A 19,574-nucleotide genomic window follows, 5' to 3' on the forward strand; every position below is an offset into this window, starting at 1 on the left:
CTCTCCCTGCTTCACACACTTGATAGGCATACGACTCATCAACATATCGTATTACATATTCATTGTATATTGATCAGAATAGTGATTTCAAGCAGGCGACTACCTGAATATAAAAAAGAGCGCAGAGTCTTATTCGATTCTAATCAAATAAAGACTGCCCTCTTATGATACATCTATTTTTTCACGGTGTCCAAACTTGCCCCATCTGCCTTCGATGCCTGTCCAGCTTTACGTCGCCGCGCACCTATGTGCATGGCAATAATCCGGTAGATTGAGGCCGGCTGTATGGACACAGCCCAGCTCGCGTCCTCATCTGGTGCAAGCACGACCCCTAGCTGGTGATGATCGCCATCGTACATGCCACGCTGCACAAACTTGATTTCACCCTGAAGGTTGCGTACCTCCAGCTTGCAAAAGGCAGAATTAATCCGTAAGGCCTGGTGCAGCTCGGCGCGGCTATTCACAATCACGCCGTTCACACGGTAAATGGCTTCGCCCGGCAAAATGCCCATGGCCGTCGCCGGGCTGTCCGGCAGCACAGCAAGAACGCGCATTCCCTGCTCCGGATGAACAAACATCGGACTGAGACGACTTTCCTCCATATTGCCATACCAGATCAGCGCTTCGTGGGCGAGGAAGGAGAATAACGCTGCAGGCAGCATCAGCGGACTCCACCAGGCCGCCAGCAGGCTCAGCAGAAGCAAAGCCACGCTGTACAGGAGCAGGCGGTTCGACGTGAGCACCGCCTTTTGACGTGGTAGGTGGCCCAGCGTCACGCTGCTGAAGCCCATCAGGACTGGCAAGGCTGCCAGCATATATCCCGCTCCGGCATCGCCGCCGAATAAAGGTGTCCATGGAAGCGTGAAGCCTCCCTGAACGGGAACCAGCAACAGCAATGGAATCGGCCAGAGATCTTCCATACGGTAGCCTCCAACCAGTCTTCCACGTTTGCCCTCCACAAATAGCGGAGTGGCTGCCTTTCCTCCTTGCCAGCGAACTAGCAGCGCCTCAGCCACGTGCAGCGCAGCGACCAGCACCAGCAATGCCGGTATATCCAATCCGCGGATGGCTGCTACCGATGTTCCGAGCGCCCCCTGAGGCTGCCAGCCATCCGCGACGTTCAAAGCAAATTGAGCCACACCTAGCAGACCTACCGAATAGGCCAGGCACAGGTAACGGACACGTACCAGCATGAGCAGCAATGTGGTCACCCACAGACACACGATGGAAGCTGTGTTCAGATGCACGCTGACGAACATTCCCAGAGCGGAAAGCACTATTCCAGCAATCAAACCACTCCATACGACGCGCCAGGTTTCTCCTGCCCAGCTGTGCACTTTGGTATGAAAGAGTTTGCGCTCCAGTAGCATTTGCCGACGATAGCCAAGCCCGACAATGAGTATTGAGATATAGTAAAACGGCTGCAAAAGCAGGTACAAGCAAGCATTCAGAACGCTCCATCCCCATTGTAATGCCCATTCCAAGTTCATTCACACTCCTTATGCCCCTGGCCCGCTGTATAGCGGATCACGTACATTTCATATCCATTTATTCTATATGAAATTGCCAACGTAGGGAAGACAAACCGGCAGACTGCAAATAAATCCCAATATAAAAGGAGGCTGTTTCCAGCCCCCTTGTTGTAGCCTTACTATTATTTCGTTGCGCTCGTCTTCATTTCCTTCCGAATCTCTTCAATCCCCTGCTTGAGTTGATTATCGTTTTTCGGATCACGAATTTTTTCGATCAGCTTCGCTTCCATTGCCGCAGCTGTCTTCGCGTCAATGATACCGCTAGCCGTCAGCTTCGCCTGTTTTTGAAAAGCAATCACAGAGCTTTCTGTCGCTTTGTCAAAATAGCCGTCTTCGCGCCCCGGATTGTAACCCAAGCCTTGCAATATGATTTGCGCATTTTTTACATCGCTGCTATTCATATTGTATTTCAAGGACTTTTCTTTGTTCAGTGGTGCCGCTGTGAAGTATTCAGGCTGCTCCACTGCGATATCCGGCTTAATCCCTTTTTTATGAATCCACGTTCCATTTGGCGTCAGCCATTTGGCAATCGTGATTTTAAGCAGGCTGCCGTCACCCATTTGCTTGTCATAGCTGGTTTGTACAGTTCCTTTACCAAAGGAATTTTCCCCGATCAACACTGCACCAGCGGATTGCTGGAGAGCACCTGCCAGGATTTCGGACGCGCTGGCGCTGCCTTTATTCATCAGCAAAGTCACCGGATAATTTTTGCTTGAACCTTTGGATTTCTCTTCTTCACGCTTCTGGTTCTTGTCTTCCACTTGGACTATCGTTTTGCCAGAAGGAACAAATTGCTGTGCAATATCAATAACGACAGAAAGCACACCACCGGGATTATTACGCACGTCGATGACGAGCCCTTTAAGCCCTTGTTTTTCCAGCTTCGCCAGCTCTGCCTTGAAACGTTCTGCTGTATTCAAGGAGAATTGGGTGATCGTAATAACACCTACACCGCCGCTTTCCATATGAGCTGTGACGGTTTCCATATCAATGTTATCACGGGTAATCGTATATTCGAGCGGATCAGGAGAGCCGCTGCGCTGAATTTTGACCTTAGCCTGACTGCCTTTGGGTCCACGAATTTTGGAAACGGCCTTGTTCAGATCTAATCCATCCAGTGATTCACCGTTAACAGACAGAATAATATCCTTAGAGCGAAGCCCCGCCTTTTCAGCCGGAGAGCCCTTAATTGGCGTTACTACGACTACTTTCCCGTTTTCCGCCGCTACCTCGGCTCCGATCCCGGTAAAAGAGCCTTCAATAGACTGCTCGAACTGCTGCGCAGTTTCCTTGCCCATATAAGAGGAATACGGGTCGCCTAGCGACTCCATCATACCATTGATGGCACCATCCACCAGCTTGGTACGATCCACATCCTGATAATATTGTCCCTGAATCAGGTCCATCGCTGTCTCGATTTTGCGGATATCACTTCTGGAGGCGGAACTACTTCCTGTCACACTTGCCAGCAGTCCTTCGCCCAGAGCGCTATTCCCCACTGTGGTCGTTCCGGTATAAGCAAAAGTGAGCAGACTACCGCCAAGCAGCCCAATCACCATCAGGAGTACTGCTGTACTTTTTTTCAACATCTAATCGTCCACCGCCTTCTCTTTATCTTGTATCCTATTCCTTCACAACGCATATCCATTCACGCAGTATACGTCTAGCTTGTACGGAATATGTTAATTGTATCCTACTCCGTGTCTCAATGCACATGTTCTTCATCAGGCATCAAGCTATGAAAGCAAAGCCCTATCTACAACCGTATGGGCTACAAATAGGGCTTGCCTCTTCAACTATAGATAGTTCATCGGATTTACAGGTTTATTATTTTCGCGCACCTCGAAATGACAGTGAGGACCTGTTGAGTTGCCGGTCGAACCAATTTCCGCAATTTTTTGACCGCGTTTCACCGTCTGCCCTGTATGAACTACCGTACCGCCATTGCGAATATGTCCGTACAGGGTCCATAGTCCGTCTCCGTGGTCAATCACAACTGTGTTTCCATAGCCACTCCACCATTCCGCAACAATGACAACACCGTCTTCTGCTGCATGAATATCGGTTCCCTGCGGAGCCGCCATATCAATGCCTGTGTGACCTTTAAGCTTGCCGGTAATCGGATGTACCCGCATGCCAAAAGTAGACGAGAGTCGATAATGAGATACAGGCAAAGCCAACGTGCCCGATCCGCCCGTATACGTACTGGCTGCCGCATGGCTGGAATTCGAGCCGCCGCCTGAGGATGAAGAAGCATACCGCTTGGCTTCAGCAGCACGTGCAGCCGCCCTAGCGCGTGCTGCTTTAGCAGCCTGCTCCGCTCTGAGCTTGTTTTTCTCCTGCAACAGACCCACACGCTTGTTAGCGAGGGCTACCAGCATATCATTTTGCTCTCCACTGATTTCATCTGACTCAGCAATATCATGATCATAATTGGCGATCAGTCTTTGCTTCTCTTTCTCCTTCGAATTCAGTTCTGCTTTGGCGTTCTGCTTGAGGGCATACAGCTTCTTGGCATTTTTATATTCGGTGTCAAGCTGCTTCTTCTTGCTTACGACCAGAGCCTTGTCCTTTTTATGCTCGTCCAACAGGATTTGATCCTGCTCCACGATCGTTTTCAAGGAATCTACCCGGCTGAGAAAGTCGCTAAAGCTGGTCGAAGACATAAGCACGTCCATATAGGACACGGTTCCATCTGTATACATCAGACGCACGCGGGTTTCCAGCATTTTTTCCCGTGAATTGATACGGTCAATTGCTTCGGCTAAATCTTTTTTAGTCGCACGCAGATTATCTTCCGTTTGATCAATCTGAACCGCTACACGAGTCAGCTGATCACTGACACTGTTAATCTGTTCAAGTACCATTTTCAGGTTTTGCACGGTTTTATTTTTATAATGCTGGGCATACTGTTTATCTTGAGCAGCCTTTTCTTGCTGTTGCTTGGCAGATTTGGCCTGCTTTTCCAATTGTCTCAGCTGCGAATTGATTTCACTCACGCTTTTGGCGTATCCGTCAGAAGGCTGAATCAGCAATGCGGCTACCAGGGTAGCGGCCAACACAGATCCTGTTTTCTTCAACTTGCAATCCCCATCCTTTACCGCAAAATCTTTATCGCAACATAACAGCGGGCTTCCCCGTTCTAATTGATATTGATTACGACGTCCACCAAATGATTCTTTATACCTTTAAGAACTTGCGCATGGACAGGGTACTGCCAACAATGCCGACCAGCATCCCCAAAATAACCAGCAAAGCACTCAGCTGAATCCAAATGCCTTCAAGCGGCATCAGCTTCAGCATATTCAGTGCGATGTCTCCCTGAACGGCTGTGAGCAGACGCTGATAGCCTGTAAATAAAATACCTACGGTAATAAGGGAACCAATGAGTCCAATAAGCGCTCCTTCGATAAAAAACGGCCATCGTATAAAAAAGTTGGTCGCACCGACCAGCTTCATAATGCCAATCTCTCTGCGTCGTGCCAATATCGTCACACGAATCGTATTCGAGATCAGGAACATGGACATAATTGCCAACCCAGCTACGAATATAAAGCCAACATTACGGATCAGCTTGGTGATCGTAAAGAGCGTCTCTACGGTTCCTTTTCCATAACGAACCTTTAAGATCGGCTTTTCTGGATGCAACGTATTCAGCTTCTCTATCTTTTCGGCCACAAATGGAACCGTCGTTGGTTCAATAACCTCTACCACAATTTTGTCCGGCAGCGGATTGCTATCCTTGTCAAAACCGTCTAGCAGATCTTTGCCGCTGTCTCCCAGATCCTTGCGCAGCTCTTCCAATCCTTGAGCCTTAGTCACAAAGCTGGTTTTGCTGATTTCCGGCATGGCCGCGATTTCCTTTTGCAGCGTTTCACGCATGCTTTGATCCACATTCAGCTCCAGAAATACGTTAACCTCCACCTTACTATCGGCTTGATCAGCCAAGGAGTTGACGTTGAGTACCAGCATGATAAACACGCCCAGTATAAGCAGTGACACAATAATTGAGGTGATGGATGCCACAGACATCCAGCCATTGCGGAATATGTTTTTAAAACCTTCCCGCATATGGCGCAAGAAGGTATTAAAAGTCATATCCGTACTCCCCTCTTACCTGATCTCTTACGATGTTGCCATTTTCGATGGCAATAACGCGTTTGCGCATGGAGTTCACGATGTCCTTATTGTGTGTCGCCATTACAATGGTTGTCCCCCGGAAATTAATTTCGTCCAGCAGCTGCATAATCTCCCACGATGTTTCAGGGTCCAGATTACCTGTCGGCTCATCGGCAATGATCACCGAGGGATTGTTCACGATAGCCCGTGCAATCGCTACACGCTGTTGCTCCCCACCGGAAAGCTGGGCAGGCTCACGATTCATTTTCTCTTTCAAGCCCACCAATTCGAGTACCTCTGGCACCCGTTTGCGGATCAGCTTTTTAGGAGCCTCGATAACTTCCATGGCAAACGCTACGTTCTCATACGCCGTCAAACGCGGCAAAAGACGGAAATCCTGAAAAATGACTCCGATGTTACGACGAACATAAGGGATTTTACGCTGTTTGAGCTTCCCGATATTAAATCCATTAACTGAAATTTGCCCCTTGGTCGGTACTTCTTCTCTATAAATAAGCTTCATAAAAGTCGATTTACCCGCCCCGGACGGACCGACTACGTATACGAATTCATTACGGTCAATTCTGACCGATACTCCCTGAAGTGCGTGGGTCCCGTTAGTATAGGTCTTCCACACATCCTGCATTTCAATCACTCGATCACTTCCCGCTGCTTAATCATGTTACCTAATAACCTAATAACCATTCGACATATTCCATGCATTTCCTTTATACACTTCTGTATTTCATCATACCGTTTATCATTGTAACAAATTTGTTACCTAAATAGTACCGAAAGTTTTCTGCATTTGGCACATATACATGAATATTATGGCACACGAATACGTTACCAAGCTTACGAGACAGGAGACAGCTGCATTATGAAAAAAATTCATTTATCTGTCATTTGGTTATGGTGTGGAATTTTGGCGCTGGCCATGCTGTGGGGAGGGCTTCATCTGTACGCTGACAGACAAACGCTGCCGGAGGGAGTAAGGGTCGGAGGAGTCGACATAGGAACTATGGATACAACAGCTGCTCTTCGCCTGCTGGACGAGAAACTGGATGACTTGAAGCAACGCTCTCTGATCCTGACGGACAATGACAGCAGTGCGCAAGATATAAAACTTACCCTTGGAGAAGCGGGGATTACTTATAAAGCAACGGCATTCCGCAATGCTGTGAAGGCGCTCGGCTCCGAGCATCTGTGGACTCGTGTGCAAACACGCTTTACCTTTGAAAAGGAATGGCTTGTCACGCCTTCCCGGCAGGAGACGGCCTTAAAAGCCCAATTGGGGAACGATTGGGAGCAAAAACGCTACGGTATGCCGGTAAATGCCGTGCGCCAAATCAGCGTGGACGATCAGGTTCGCTATATCCCGGAGCGTTCAGCCCGCCGCCTGGATTGGTCCAAATTAAACGTAGCACTGGATAAGGCCCTACCCAAGGATCTAGGCGCATCCGGGGAGCCAGTGCGAGTGGAACTGCCGTTCCGCCAACTGGAACCGGCTATTACGGTAGATAGCCTGCGGAACGAAGGTATTGAGCGTAAAATCGTCCAGTTTTCCACCAGTCTAGGCAGCAGCTCGGAAGGACGTGTGTATAACGTCAACTCGGCCGCCAGCACTATTGACGGATTGATCCTCAAGCCAGGCGATATTTTTGACTACGGGCAAATCATAGCCAAGGCTGAGCGCACTCACGGCTTTCGTGAAGCCCCGGTGATCGTGAACGGACAGTTGGAGTCCGGTATTGGTGGCGGAATTTGCCAAGTATCCAGCACCGTCTATAATGCGGCGCTGCGTGTCGGCTTGGACATTATTGAGCGCCGCAGCCACTCCTTGCCGGTCAGCTACCTGCCCAAGGGACAGGATGCTACCTTTGCTAACGGGTCTATTAATTTTCGCTTTAAAAATAATACAGGCAAGCATTTGCTCCTTCGTGCCGCTGTCCAAAACCGAATGCTTACCGTAAAATTTTTTGGTACCTTCCCGTCCAGTGTGTCTTATGAGCTGGAATCCCGCACGGTTCGTGTTTTACCTATACCGGAAAAGAGAATCCGGAATGACTCATTTTCCCCCGGCTTCTATCAAGTACTTCGGCAGGGCAGGGAGGGATATGTAGTAGAAACATACCGAATCAAAAAGGTGGATGGCAAAACTGTGGAACGCACGCGGATTAGCCGCGATACCTACCGTGCACAGCAGCGCGTTGTTGCTGTTCCTGACGGAAGTACATCGTCTGAGCCGCAAGCACGCGAACCGCAAAAGCGTATCATTGAGGACGGCATAGGCGAATAAACAAAAGATCCCCCTTTAACTCTGCCTGAAAGGGTCCAGACAGAGTTAAAGGGGGATTTTAATTATGGATTATTCATTATTGGTTGCGTTTACTCAAAACAGAAATTTCTACAGGCGCACTTTCATTGCCGTCTGCATTTTTAGCTTTGATCACCAGTCTAACCGTTGCTTTTTGAGTATGCACGTTGATGCTAAATGTACCATCATCCTTGGCTACCGCACTACCGATGGACAGATCGTTGGAATAGGCAGTTACTGTGGAACCAGCTTTGGCTGTCCCTGTAATTGTACTTTCCCCGTCATACACATCATTGACTTTCAGTGTATCTGTGCTTGTAACCGTGTCAGTGGTTGTGCTGTCTGTGCTGGTGCTGCTTTCTTCAGCTTCACTGCCAGAAGTAGCAGACGTGTTACCATATGTGGAATCCGTAACGTTGCTGTATGTTGATTCTGTTACAGTTCCACCAGGAGTCGTTGTCAGATTATCAACGGAGCTCAGGTTGTAACCGGATGCCGCATCCAGAATGGCAATCGCTTCTGCACGAGTCAGCGGCTTCAATGGCTGGAATTTGCCATCAGGATAGCCGTTAATGATTTTTTGCTCTGCAGCTGCCGCTACACTTTTCTTTGCCCAAGATCCTATTTTGCCGGAGTCGATGAACTTGGTGACATCTGCTGCGTTCCCCGCAGTCAGTCCAATAGCTTTGGCCACGATAGCCGCAGCTTCCTGGCGTGTTACTTTTCCATTCGGTTTGAGCTTGTTACCTGCATAGCCGCTTATGTAACCTGCATTCACGGCACTTGTCAGCTCATTGTATGCCCAGTGCGATGCTGGCACATCTGTGAATGTTCTGCTTCCATTACCGTTTACCTTCACACTGCCTCCATATGTTACATCCGTTACAGCTGGAATCTCCTGCGTGAACGTGCCCAGGCTGCGGTTCAAAAGAACAATAAATTCTGCGCGAGTGATCGCTGCATCCGGTTTCGTTACACCACCCAATTGTCCTGTAGCTGCCCAGCGTTGTAACTGATCTCCCGCCCAATGGCCACTTGTAGTTTGAGGAGCTGCTGCCGCAACACTGAATGCGCTTAGAATAAGACCAGTACTCAATACACCCGCAACTGTGTTTTTAAACTTTTTCCCCATATTATTAATTCCTCCTTTGATTGGCTTCATCATTCTTTTTTAAACACTTTACCAGAAAACAAACCCAAATAACCTCCAAATTAAAAAAATCGTCCCATATAACCATACCCCTACCTTATGTAGGATAAATAAGACTCAAGACTTAATACCCAGCTAATTGGTTGGATATGTATATTGGGACAGGCTACGCTATACTGAATACACAATAGATCGTAGGCTAAACGCAATGATGAGGTCACCACTCCTAGGAAAAGAGGTTCACTTATGGCACTTATTCAATGTCAGTTTTATTCGGAAGTACTTGGCCTGAGCACATCCATGAATGTTATTCTCCCTCAGGCAACCCGTTCCCAGATAGGACTGGAGGGCAAGCAAGGAACCGGACCACACCCGACACTGTATTTACTGCATGGTCTGTCGGACGACGATTCGACCTGGTTGCGTCGAACCTCCATTGAGCGTTATGTCGCTTCACTGGGTATAGCTGTTGTGATGCCTCAGGTACATCGGAGTTTTTATACGGATATGGAGCAAGGGGCGGCTTATTGGACTTTTATCAGTGAAGAATTGCCGACTTTGGCACGTTCATTTTTCCCCCTGTCCGCCAAACGTGAAGGCAATTTTGTAGCAGGGCTTTCCATGGGCGGGTATGGAGCCTTCAAACTGGCACTACGGCATCCAGAGCGCTTTGCAGCCGCTGCCAGCCTCTCGGGGGTCATGGATTTACACGCAGCACGCATTGATCCTGTGGTACAACCGATGAGTCCAGCGGAGTGGAGACATATTTTTGGTCAAGATGAAATACGCGGAACGGATCACGACTTGCTAGAGCTGCTGCAACGCCATACCAACTTGGGAACCCCCCTCCCCCAACTTTACCAATGCTGCGGGACAGAGGATTTTCTGTATGAGGGAAATCAGACCTTTCGTGAAGCCTGCAATCGTGCCGGAATCCCACTAACCTACGAAGAGGGTCCAGGGACTCATGAATGGGGATACTGGGACGCCAAAATCCAGGATGTATTGGCATGGCTACCGATCCAAGAGCACTAACCAGGCCAAAAAAATCCCCACAGCCTTCCTCACCGCACAATACAGTGAAGAGAAGGCTGCAGGGATTTTTCATGATTTCATATGCAAATAAGCTGCTTCTCCCTTGGTCACGAATCACGTCAAGGGGCTGCCGTTGTCTCCGACGATGGAGATACTTTAGCTTGTGACTTGGGTAGCACCTTGTATAATCGCCACTCACCGTTAAACTCACGCTCAAGCTGGACCCACGGTGCACCTTTTTCATATAAATTTGGATACACCATGTTGATTTTACTCAGTGGCATGCCCGACATGATTTTAGGTACAAGGATGTAATCTACGTGGCTATCCTGCGGATAGCTTAATGCTTTATTGAATGAGTAATCACTTGTGATCAGGAAGCGTTTGGGATACTGACTATACACGATCATAGTGTAGGCTGAGGCCGAATCGGTCATAATCGTCGACTTCGGCAGATGCTCATCCAGCCAGACGGCAATTTTCCGATCTGATACCTGTCTTACATAGTTCACATTCCCCGTTCGGGTGAGGAAGCTGTTCTCATCCGGCGCAATATCCGGACGAGTCAACGCATAAGAGAGTAATCCTGCGGTAAGCAGCAGACTGACGGATACCAGACCAAAGGCCGCTCTCCGCCAACGTCCCTGAAGCTGGCTCAGCTCATACGGTAGCCAGGCGACCGTAATCGGGAACACATACATAAAATAACGGAACCACCCATACGAGGATTGCTTCATCATGAGTAAAAATTGCAAACCCGGCACGGACAGGAACAGCAGTAAAATAATCAGGGTTCCCCACCGGAACAAGCGTCCGCTTATTAAGCGAATGAACAGGATAGCAAATAGCGGCACAGAATACCAAATCGTTTTGGAAGCAATAAACTTCAAGGCTACCAGCGGATTGGAGAATATCTCCACAAATTTATCATCATTTAGCAATTCTGCTGATTGTGCCGTGTTCGAATACTCCGAATTGAGGAAATAAAAAGCATTTCCCATAATGAGATAATTAAAGAAAATCCACAGCAGTCCTGAAAAGATCACGGGGAGCAGGAGAAGGAGCCAGGTCGCCTCGACCTTGTGCAGCTTTTCCCGCAAAGGCAGTTCACGTCTGCCCATATGCCGACGTAAAAACAGCACTGCTACGACCACGCCACACGCCATTGCCACGCCCAGAGGCACCGCCTCATAGCGAGTCCAAAACGCCATAGCTAGCGCTAATCCAGAAACAATCAGACTGGCCGTCATACGATCCTTGAGCCACAGCGCAAATTCAATCACCGTCATCATAATAAAATATATGTATAGCGAATCACTCAGCCCATTGGCACCGAACAGTAAAATAAATGGATTTAGCGCATACAACAGAGCCAGCAGCAAGCTCATCCCTGAGCTAAGCCCGGTTCTGACACCAGCCCGGTACAGCAGCATTGCAGTTAAAGCGGCAAAGGTAGCACTAAGGATAACAGCGGCCAATCCATAGGAAGCTAATGCCGGAAAAACCGGATACAGCACTAGAATCACCATTTCCAGAAGACTGGGCAGCGGATTCCAAATAAACCCGATTGCACCCAGATGCGGGTCACGGCTATACAGTACATAAAATGCGTTGGCAACGCGACTGAGCGCGTCCGTATGCATATATCCCAAAACATAGCTGAAATAGATGCCTGCGGACAGCTCTAACGCAAGTATAAATACAAACAGACCTATAGCCATCCATCTGCTTGCAGACCATGTGCGAAAGGACATTCCTCTCGTTCCCCCTCAAACTTGTTGCGGTATTGCAGCTGCAGTATCCCCTTCCAGCCTGCAGCTGCATGAATCCATCCGCTACATACACCACATATCAATTATTGTGGTTTTTTATGTTCTATTTTGTATAATCGCCACTGTCCGTCAAAATCACGTACCAGCGAGGCCCACGGTGCACCATTTTCAAATAAATCTGGATAATTTCGATTTACCTGATCCAGTGGAACTCCTTCCACTACACGCGTTACGAGCACATAATCCACCTTGGAAGCAGGCAAATCCGCTAAGGATTTCCCAAAATCATAATCGCTCGTAATCATAAATTTCTTCGGAATTTGGCTGCTCAGAATGATCGGGTAAGCAGCATAAGAATCTGTCAGAATGAGAGATGAGCCATAATGTTCATCCAGCCAAAGTGCGATTTTCCGCTCAATAATTTGTCGTTCATAGCTTTCATTACCACTATTCGTCAGATAGCTGTGTTCATCAGCAGCAATCGAAGGATTCGTCAGTGCGTAGGATAACAAGCCTGCTGTAACCAGCAGCCCGGCTGTTACCAATGAGATTCCGAGTCCCCGCATTTTTCCTTTTAGCAAGCTTAGCTCATACGGCAGCCAGGCCACCGTAATCGGGAATACATACATAAAGTACCGGAACCACCCGAAGGAAGACTGCTTGAGCATCAGCAAAAGCTGCAGACCGGGTACCGATAAGAAGATCGCGAGCAGCGTTAGCGTGCTCCAATTCAACAGCCGCTTGTCCAATAGTCGAATGAGCAAAATGGCAATCAGCGGAGCAGCATACCACAAGGTTCGTTGCCCGATAAATTTCAGCAGTAGCAGAGGATGTGCAAACATCGTCACAAAGCGCTGATCTTCCAGCAAAGTGGTTGATTGTGTGGCATTGGAATATTGCGAGCGCAAGAAGTAGAGCGGATCACCCATGATAATCCAGTTAAAAAAGAGCCAAAGCAGGCCGGAAAAGACAAGCGGCAGCAGCAACAGCAGCCAAGTCGCTTCCACCTTGTACAGGCGCTCTTTTAAGGATAAATCCGTTCTATTCATATCTCTGCCTGTACGCCAACGATGTAGAGAAAGAACAGTCAACAGTACACCCAAAGCCATGGCAACGCCGAGCGGGACCGCTTCATAGCGTACCCAAAAGGCCAAGGCGAGCGCAAAACCTGAAACGATCAAATTCGCCGCCTTGCGATCCTTCAGCCACATACAGAATCGACTCACCGTCAACAGAATAAAAAAGATATATGGCGAATCGCTCAAGCCGTTAAAGCCAAATAGAAACATAAACGGATTCAGTGAATACAACAGCGCAAGCAGCAGGCTAATTCCACCATGCAGCCCCAGTTGCTTCCCCGTTCCGTACAATAATGCTGCACTTGCGCCTGCGAACAGGCTGCTCACAATGACAGCCGCCAATCCGTGGGAAGCAAGTACAGGAAATAACGGATAAAACAGCAGCACCACCAGTTCCATCAAACTGGGTAGCGGATTCCATACAAAACCGATAGCTCCCAAATGCGGGTCACGGCTGTATAGCACATAAAATGCATTAGCCACTCGACTGAGGGCATCTGTGTGCATATAACCCAGATACGAGGCAAAATAAATGCCTACGGCCAGTTCAAGAGCAGTAATACAAGCAAATAATAACAACGTTTTTCCGTGTTTTTTTAAAATCATGAAGCCTCTTTCTGACGCTTTTGCGGAACGGAGAAAATCCAGTAGCGGTTCCAGATGTAATTATGAATAGGCACGATGATGGTAGTCAGCACTTCACCAATCAGATACGACCAACCGATCCAGTGAATGGTTACGTACATAAGAGCTGCATTCAAGAGCAGACCACAAGAGCAGACCAACAAATATTTAAGAAATTGTGTGCGGCTCCCCTCGCCGGTGGATTCGAACGTCCAGTTCCGATTCAGCACGTACGAAACGACTAGCGTCACCACAAATCCTATCGTAGTAGCTATTACGGCAGGCACCTTGAACAGCTCCACCAGCAGCACAAGCACACCGACGTGGATGCCTGTACCCAGTAGTCCCACAATGCTATATTTAATGATTGGATACTTTAGATATGAACGTCTGATCATGATTAAACTCCCTATCCACCCACAATCGGTCAGCATTCGCCCGTTTGTCTGCAATTAGATAACGGGGTCTGGCTTTGACTTCGTGATATATGGCGGCAATATATTCTCCTACCACTCCAATGGACAGCATGAGGACACTGCCAATGATCAAGAGCAGTAATATGACAGTCGTAAAACCGGTCACAGCATCACCCATTAATTTGCGCATCAAGGTTTGAATCCCCAAGACGACTGAAATCAGCATAAAAATGATCCCCATCAGACTGACTACCCGCAGCGGCACGGTTGAAAACGAAACGATCGCTTCGGCTGCCAGCCGAAACAGCCCGAACGGACTCCAGCGGCTTGGACCTTCCTCACGGGGAGCCACTCGGAACGAAATCTGGGTTTTGCGGAAACCAAGCCAAGCCGTCATTCCACGGAAAAACGGCATCCGCTCCGGCATTGCCATCCAGGCATCCACTACCCGGCGATCCAGAAGCTTGTAATCAGAAGCATCCTTCAGGTTAAAGCCTGTCAAACGGTTCAAGGTCGCGTAGAACAATGAAGCACCGAGCTTTTTGCCCACCGACTCTTCTCCCCTAAATTCTTTCACACATTCGACCAGATCATAACCTTCATTCTGCCATAAACGCACCATTTCCCCGATCATCTCGGGAGGATGCTGCAAATCGCCGTCCATAACGATGATCGCATCTCCAGAGGCATTTTCCAAGCCTGCGCACAGTGCCAGCTCCTTGCCAAAGTTCCGGCTCAGCCGCAGCGCGAGCAAAGAAGGCATACGACGGGACAATTCGGACAGTTTGAGCCACGTGTCGTCTTTGGAACCATCATCCACGATAATCAGTTCATAGCGTGAGGTAACAACAGACAATACTCCGTCAATTACCGTGAGTGAACGCTCCAAATGCGAGCTTTCATTATACATGGGAATGACGACAGATAGAAAAGGTGTTTTTGTGTCCATTTCTTGCTCCTTCTTTCTTCATATTCAGGAGGACTGTGCCGGGGGATCATCCAAATCGTGCATATCGGTCAGACCATGCGTCGTCTTCTCCCAATAGAACGGCTTGGTAATGAGCTGCCAGGCTGCTTTGACCGCAGCTATACTCATAAGTACCCAATATAACGGAGAAAGTAGCCCATATTTGACCATCGCGTATGAAAATGTTCGTTCACCACGCTCTTCCAGCTCCCCAATGACCCAATACATGCCGGCCACATTACTGAATACGAACAGAAAGTTACCGATATAAAATTCCGCGCTGGCCAGGTAATACACATAACCCGGAAACAGCTTGGGAATAAAGGACAATTCCCAGCCAAACCATAAAATAAGCAAACCCCAGAAAATCGGGTTCAGCAAAGGCAGCATGGGAGTTGCCAGAATCATTACCTGAAAGCCAAAAAAGCCTTTCCAGCCCACTTCACGCACCAATTTAACCGGATTGCGCATATGAACCAGCCATGTCTGCATATACCCCTTGATCCAGCGTGACCGCTGACGAATCCAGTTGCCGACACGGCTGTTGGCCTCCTCCCATGTGCGAGAGTCGACAATGGCGGTTTTATAGCCGCCTTTATACAGACGTATGCCCAGATCGGCATCCTCGGTTACATTGTAGGGGTCCCATGCATTGATATCTTTTAAGACAGATACCCGAAAATGATTGGACGTGCCGCCGAGCGGAATGGGAGTATCCAGCTGCATAATACCCGGCAGCAGCAATTCAAACCACATGCTGTATTCTTGAGTAAACCAGCGAGTGAGCAAATTTTGTGTGCTGTTAAAATAATTGAGCTTTGCCTGAATACATGCATAATTCTCAGGTAGTGAATTGAACGCCGCAATGACCTTTTTAAGCTGGTCAGCGTCAGGACGATCCTCGGCATCGTAAATGACGACAAATTCGCCACGGGCCCGAATAAGCCCGTAATTACATGCCTTTGGCTTGGTTTTCGGCAGGCCGTCAGGGACGACCAGTGTCGTATAATAGGCTGGCAGCTTCATTTCGCGAAGCAGCTCAATCGTCTCAATGTCGTCCTCTTCAATTAGCAACCGCACATCCAGCTTGGATTTGGGATAATCCAGCTGCTCCAAATTCCGCAGCAGCATCGGAAGCACGCCTGCCTCCTTGTACATCGGTACAAGGATCGTATAGATCGGCAGCTTTTTTTCATCCATGGCGTCAACCTCTTCCTTCGTGAAGCGAAGCTGCGCTCCACGCCGGGAACCGAGATAGATAATGACGAATTTGAACAGGGTCATAGCAAAATAAAACAACTGAATCATCATATTGATAATCAGCACCGTTTTCCAGCTGTTCCAGAAGAGGCCGAGCAGTGTGATTACGCCCATCGCCGAAAACACCAACAGCTGCCCCTTCGTAAAGGTCGTGCGCGCCGAATTGTGCGGCTCTTTTTCGAGCAGCCCGGTCGTGCTCTCCTGCATCATTTCCTCACCGTAAATTTTACCCCAGAGCTGTTCCATTTCTTCCTTGGTCGCCAGCACTTGCTCTACCGGCATACCGAGGATTTCTTCCAGCTTCAGGCGTCGCTCTTCTGGCAGCGGGTCACTGACCGCCACAATATAGCGGTTCATATATTGATGAATGACGACCACACCATAAGCCATGGCTACCTGCTCTGGTAATTTATAGGCTGCATCCAGTGCCAGCTCCTCACCGATACGTCCGATCCGGTTCTGTGTTGCAATCGCGCGGTACAAATCCGCGGGTTCCAGCATTTGCAATGACAGCAAAATATCGCCGAGCAGCCCGCCGCTCTTCGCCTGGAACTCCAGTGCGCGCTCTAGCTGCTCAGGTAAAATATAGCCGGAACGAACCAGCATATCGCCTAATCGTTCCTTGGACTCGTCCCCATCAACCTGCTGATGGAGCTGCTCGGCTGTAATGAAGCCCATCTCCACGAGAATATCACCCAGCCTGCCACCATAACGCTTTTGGTTTCGGATGGCGTCTGCCAGTTGATCCCGGGTGATCAACCCGTTCTCCACCAGTTGATCACCCAGACGGGCTTTGCCGTTTCGTCCGCTCTGTGCCTCTGCCGCAATCTCCCCGCCTTCCGCACCAGCCCCACTGGAAGCCAGCCCCATAGCGACGCCCGCTGCTTGCTCCTGCTGCCCGGAAGCATACTGGACCTGCGCCTCCTGGACCTGTCCAGCCTGCATGCCTTCATCCAGCAATTGCTCCACTGCTGCTGCGGAATCATTAGCGTCCTTTATAGCCTGGATGCGAAGCTCTGTATCCTGAAGCCGCCGTTCCAGCTCTTCGATATGAAAATCAAGCTTGTACAGCACCGGAGCCTGCTCCGAGCGCTGGGCTTCCAGCTCCTGCTTCAGCTGAGCGATCTGCTGACGCTCTTCTTTTATTCTTCTGTTGGTTTGGCGAATCGAAACTCCGCCAACCTGCCACCTCAGCTTGTCACCCATGGATTCCCGCCCTTTCAATCCAGCGCCGCTCTTCGGCGAGCGCGTCCGCAAGCAGCTGCTTCAGCTCCGCATCCCGTTGCTTTTTCCGTTCGAGCGCCGCGTGAAAAAGCTCCCGCTCCTCACGCAGCAACTTCTCCGCTTGCATCCGCTCCTCATTCAATGAAGACACCAGTTGTTCGGCGTCGGAAGCGCGATAACCGATCCATACGCTCTTTAACTGCCGCTTCGTTCTTTTACTTCTCATAGACCCTCCTGTACCATCCTGTCTCTGTCCCTTGAGCATGTCACTACTTCGATGGTTAATCCGTCCTTACGCAAATCAGAACCTCTCCTATTTCTTATATAAACCAATCATTTATACATTAATGCAAATTTTCCGGTCCAGAAAAGCACTTTCTTCCACCTGAGCTCACTATGTAAAAATGGGTCCGTTCTGGCTAATTAGGTCTACCATTAAAAACTTAGTGCTATTCTACCATAATCATGGCAGAAGTAGGTATACAATAATGTAAATTATAGAATCATTCATACTGATGTATAACTAGGTATTTAGAACTACCAAGTATGTGTCTTATACAGCAAAAAAGGCACCGCAAACGGTGCCCTCTATTGAACAAAACTTGAGATTCCATATATGATCTTGTAACCAAGCAGAAGCATAATGCATTTTTTGCTGGTTTAGTTGCTCCGTTGGTGCTTTTCAAACCAGCTTGATGTGGCCACCAAGAGCTGTTCACTCCGTCCTATGGCTGCCTGTACCTGTCCTGTAGCTGTTCCGCCATATACATTCCGTGCATTCACTACGGCCTCCGGTTGAAGCACCTCATAAATGCGGTCGTCGAACAAATCGGAAAACTGCTGGAATTCCTCCAGGGTCAAATCCAGCAAATATTTGCCGTGTTGGATACAATACAGCACGGTTTTGCCGATGACCTCGTGCGCCTGACGGAAAGGAAGTCCCTTGCCGACCAGGAAATCCGCAATATCCGTTGCGTTCGAGAAATCCTGATTGACGGCTTGACGCATGCGATCCTTGTTCACCTTCATCGTAGCGATCATCGGTGCGAATAGCTGTAGCGCTCCTTCCAGCGTAGCAACGGTATCAAACATACCTTCCTTGTCCTCCTGCATATCCTTGTTGTATGCGAGTGGCAAGGATTTCAGAACGGTCAGCAAGCCCATGAGATTGCCGTAGACACGTCCGGTTTTGCCACGTACCAGCTCCGGTACGTCCGGGTTCTTCTTCTGCGGCATAATGCTGCTGCCTGTACAAAAAGCATCATCCAGCTCCACGAAGCCAAACTCCGTGCTGCTCCACAGCACCAGTTCTTCGCTCAAACGAGACAAATGCGTCATAATCAGCGAGGCTCCGGCCAGGAACTCTACAATAAAGTCCCGGTCACTGACAGCATCCAGGCTATTTTCATATACGCCATCGAACCCGAGCTGCTCAGCCACAAAATGACGGTCTATCGGGAAGGTGGTTCCTGCCAAAGCGCCAGCACCCAGCGGCAGCACATTGATGCGCTTGTAGCTGTCCTTAAGACGGTCAATATCGCGCTCCAGCATAGATACATACGCGAGCAAATGATGCGCAAACAAAATCGGCTGTGCACGCTGCAAGTGTGTGTATCCAGGCACAATCGTGTCCAGATTGTCCTTGGCCTGTCCGATTAATGCGGCTTGCACATTATGCAGCATCCCCACCAGCGATACCACACGGCCGCGCAAATACAAGTGCATATCCGTGGCCACCTGATCGTTGCGGCTGCGTCCGGTGTGCAGCTTACCGCCGACCGGACCAATGGCTTCGATCAGATTTTTTTCGATATTCATGTGAATATCCTCGTCCGAAACGGAAAATTCAATCTCTCCACGGCGAATACGTTCCAGTACCGTGTGCAGTCCTTCCTTGATCGTATCGGCGTCCGCTTGCGGAATAATGCCGCATTTGCCCAGCATGGCCACATGGGCCAAGCTGCCTTGGATATCCTCTTCTGCCAACGCCTGATCAAACCCGATGGAAGCCGTGTATTCCTCTACCAGCTTATTCGTTTGCTTCGTAAAACGTCCGCCCCATAACTTACTCATTGCATG

15 protein-coding genes are annotated in these 19,574 nt (G+C 49.1%); 2 read left to right on the forward strand and 13 right to left on the reverse strand.

The window, feature by feature from the left end; all coding sequences use genetic code 11:
* Positions 1 to 173: 173 nt before the first annotated feature.
* The 5 genes from GCU48_RS07800 to ftsE form a co-directional block, all read right to left on the reverse strand.
* Positions 174 to 1,490 carry a PDZ domain-containing protein gene (locus tag GCU48_RS07800; protein WP_152379596.1) on the reverse strand — a complete coding sequence of 439 codons (1,317 nt, stop codon included), beginning with the start codon at positions 1,488 to 1,490 and terminating at the stop codon, positions 174 to 176.
* Between the two features lie 164 nt (positions 1,491 to 1,654).
* Positions 1,655 to 3,121 carry a S41 family peptidase gene (locus GCU48_RS07805; protein WP_152379597.1) on the reverse strand — a complete coding sequence of 489 codons (1,467 nt, stop codon included), beginning with the start codon at positions 3,119 to 3,121 and terminating at the stop codon, positions 1,655 to 1,657.
* Positions 3,122 to 3,328: 207 nt separating this feature from the next.
* On the reverse strand, positions 3,329 to 4,612 hold the full coding sequence (locus GCU48_RS07810) for a murein hydrolase activator EnvC family protein (protein ID WP_025720440.1): 1,284 nt from the start codon (positions 4,610 to 4,612) through the stop codon (positions 3,329 to 3,331).
* Between the two features lie 100 nt (positions 4,613 to 4,712).
* Entirely contained in the window at positions 4,713 to 5,630 is a 918-nt protein-coding gene (gene ftsX, locus GCU48_RS07815; RefSeq protein ID WP_152379598.1) for a permease-like cell division protein FtsX, read from the reverse strand.
* Entirely contained in the window at positions 5,620 to 6,306 is a 687-nt protein-coding gene (ftsE, locus tag GCU48_RS07820) for a cell division ATP-binding protein FtsE (RefSeq protein ID WP_007432660.1), read from the reverse strand. The genes ftsX and ftsE overlap by 11 nt, the downstream gene beginning before the upstream one ends.
* Before the next feature lie 225 nt (positions 6,307 to 6,531).
* On the opposite strand from ftsE, the gene GCU48_RS07825 reads away from it, so the two are divergent.
* Complete coding sequence (locus GCU48_RS07825) at positions 6,532 to 7,950, forward strand: VanW family protein (protein ID WP_152379599.1); 1,419 nt, start codon at positions 6,532 to 6,534, stop codon at positions 7,948 to 7,950.
* 76 nt (positions 7,951 to 8,026) lie between these two features.
* Here the strand turns inward: GCU48_RS07825 and GCU48_RS07830 are convergent, their stop codons facing one another.
* A complete protein-coding gene (locus tag GCU48_RS07830) occupies positions 8,027 to 9,100 on the reverse strand; it encodes an S-layer homology domain-containing protein (RefSeq protein ID WP_152379600.1) in 1,074 nt (357 codons plus the stop codon).
* 264 nt (positions 9,101 to 9,364) lie between these two features.
* Between GCU48_RS07830 and GCU48_RS07835 the strand changes: the two genes are divergently transcribed.
* Positions 9,365 to 10,153, forward strand: coding sequence for an alpha/beta hydrolase (locus GCU48_RS07835; protein ID WP_152379601.1), 789 nt, complete (start codon positions 9,365 to 9,367; stop codon positions 10,151 to 10,153).
* Positions 10,154 to 10,272: 119 nt separating this feature from the next.
* Here the strand turns inward: GCU48_RS07835 and GCU48_RS07840 are convergent, their stop codons facing one another.
* The 7 genes from GCU48_RS07840 to argH form a co-directional block, all read right to left on the reverse strand.
* A complete protein-coding gene (locus tag GCU48_RS07840) occupies positions 10,273 to 11,907 on the reverse strand; it encodes a glycosyltransferase family 39 protein (protein WP_152379602.1) in 1,635 nt (544 codons plus the stop codon).
* A 101-nt stretch (positions 11,908 to 12,008) separates the two neighbouring features.
* Positions 12,009 to 13,610, reverse strand: a complete 1,602-nt coding sequence (locus GCU48_RS07845) for an ArnT family glycosyltransferase (RefSeq protein WP_152379603.1) — start codon at positions 13,608 to 13,610, stop codon at positions 12,009 to 12,011.
* Positions 13,607 to 14,026: a GtrA family protein gene (locus GCU48_RS07850; protein ID WP_152379604.1), complete on the reverse strand. Its 420-nt coding sequence runs from the start codon at positions 14,024 to 14,026 to the stop codon at positions 13,607 to 13,609. Before GCU48_RS07850 ends, GCU48_RS07845 begins: the two co-directional genes overlap by 4 nt.
* Positions 13,989 to 14,993: a glycosyltransferase family 2 protein gene (locus tag GCU48_RS07855; RefSeq protein WP_152379605.1), complete on the reverse strand. Its 1,005-nt coding sequence runs from the start codon at positions 14,991 to 14,993 to the stop codon at positions 13,989 to 13,991. The genes GCU48_RS07850 and GCU48_RS07855 overlap by 38 nt, the downstream gene beginning before the upstream one ends.
* A 24-nt stretch (positions 14,994 to 15,017) precedes the next feature.
* On the reverse strand, positions 15,018 to 17,477 hold the full coding sequence (locus GCU48_RS07860) for a cyclic di-GMP-binding domain-containing protein, MshE-related (protein ID WP_152379606.1): 2,460 nt from the start codon (positions 17,475 to 17,477) through the stop codon (positions 15,018 to 15,020).
* Complete coding sequence (locus GCU48_RS07865; RefSeq protein ID WP_152379607.1) at positions 17,470 to 17,721, reverse strand: hypothetical protein; 252 nt, start codon at positions 17,719 to 17,721, stop codon at positions 17,470 to 17,472. Before GCU48_RS07865 ends, GCU48_RS07860 begins: the two co-directional genes overlap by 8 nt.
* 434 nt (positions 17,722 to 18,155) lie before the next feature.
* Positions 18,156 to 19,568 (reverse strand): argininosuccinate lyase, encoded by a 1,413-nt coding sequence (gene argH / locus GCU48_RS07870; RefSeq protein WP_025720416.1) that lies wholly within the window; start codon positions 19,566 to 19,568, stop codon positions 18,156 to 18,158.
* Between the last annotated feature and the right edge of the window lie 6 nt (positions 19,569 to 19,574).

Source organism: Paenibacillus brasilensis (genome assembly GCF_009363115.1).
Classification (GTDB): Bacteria; Bacillota; Bacilli; order Paenibacillales; family Paenibacillaceae; genus Paenibacillus; species Paenibacillus brasilensis.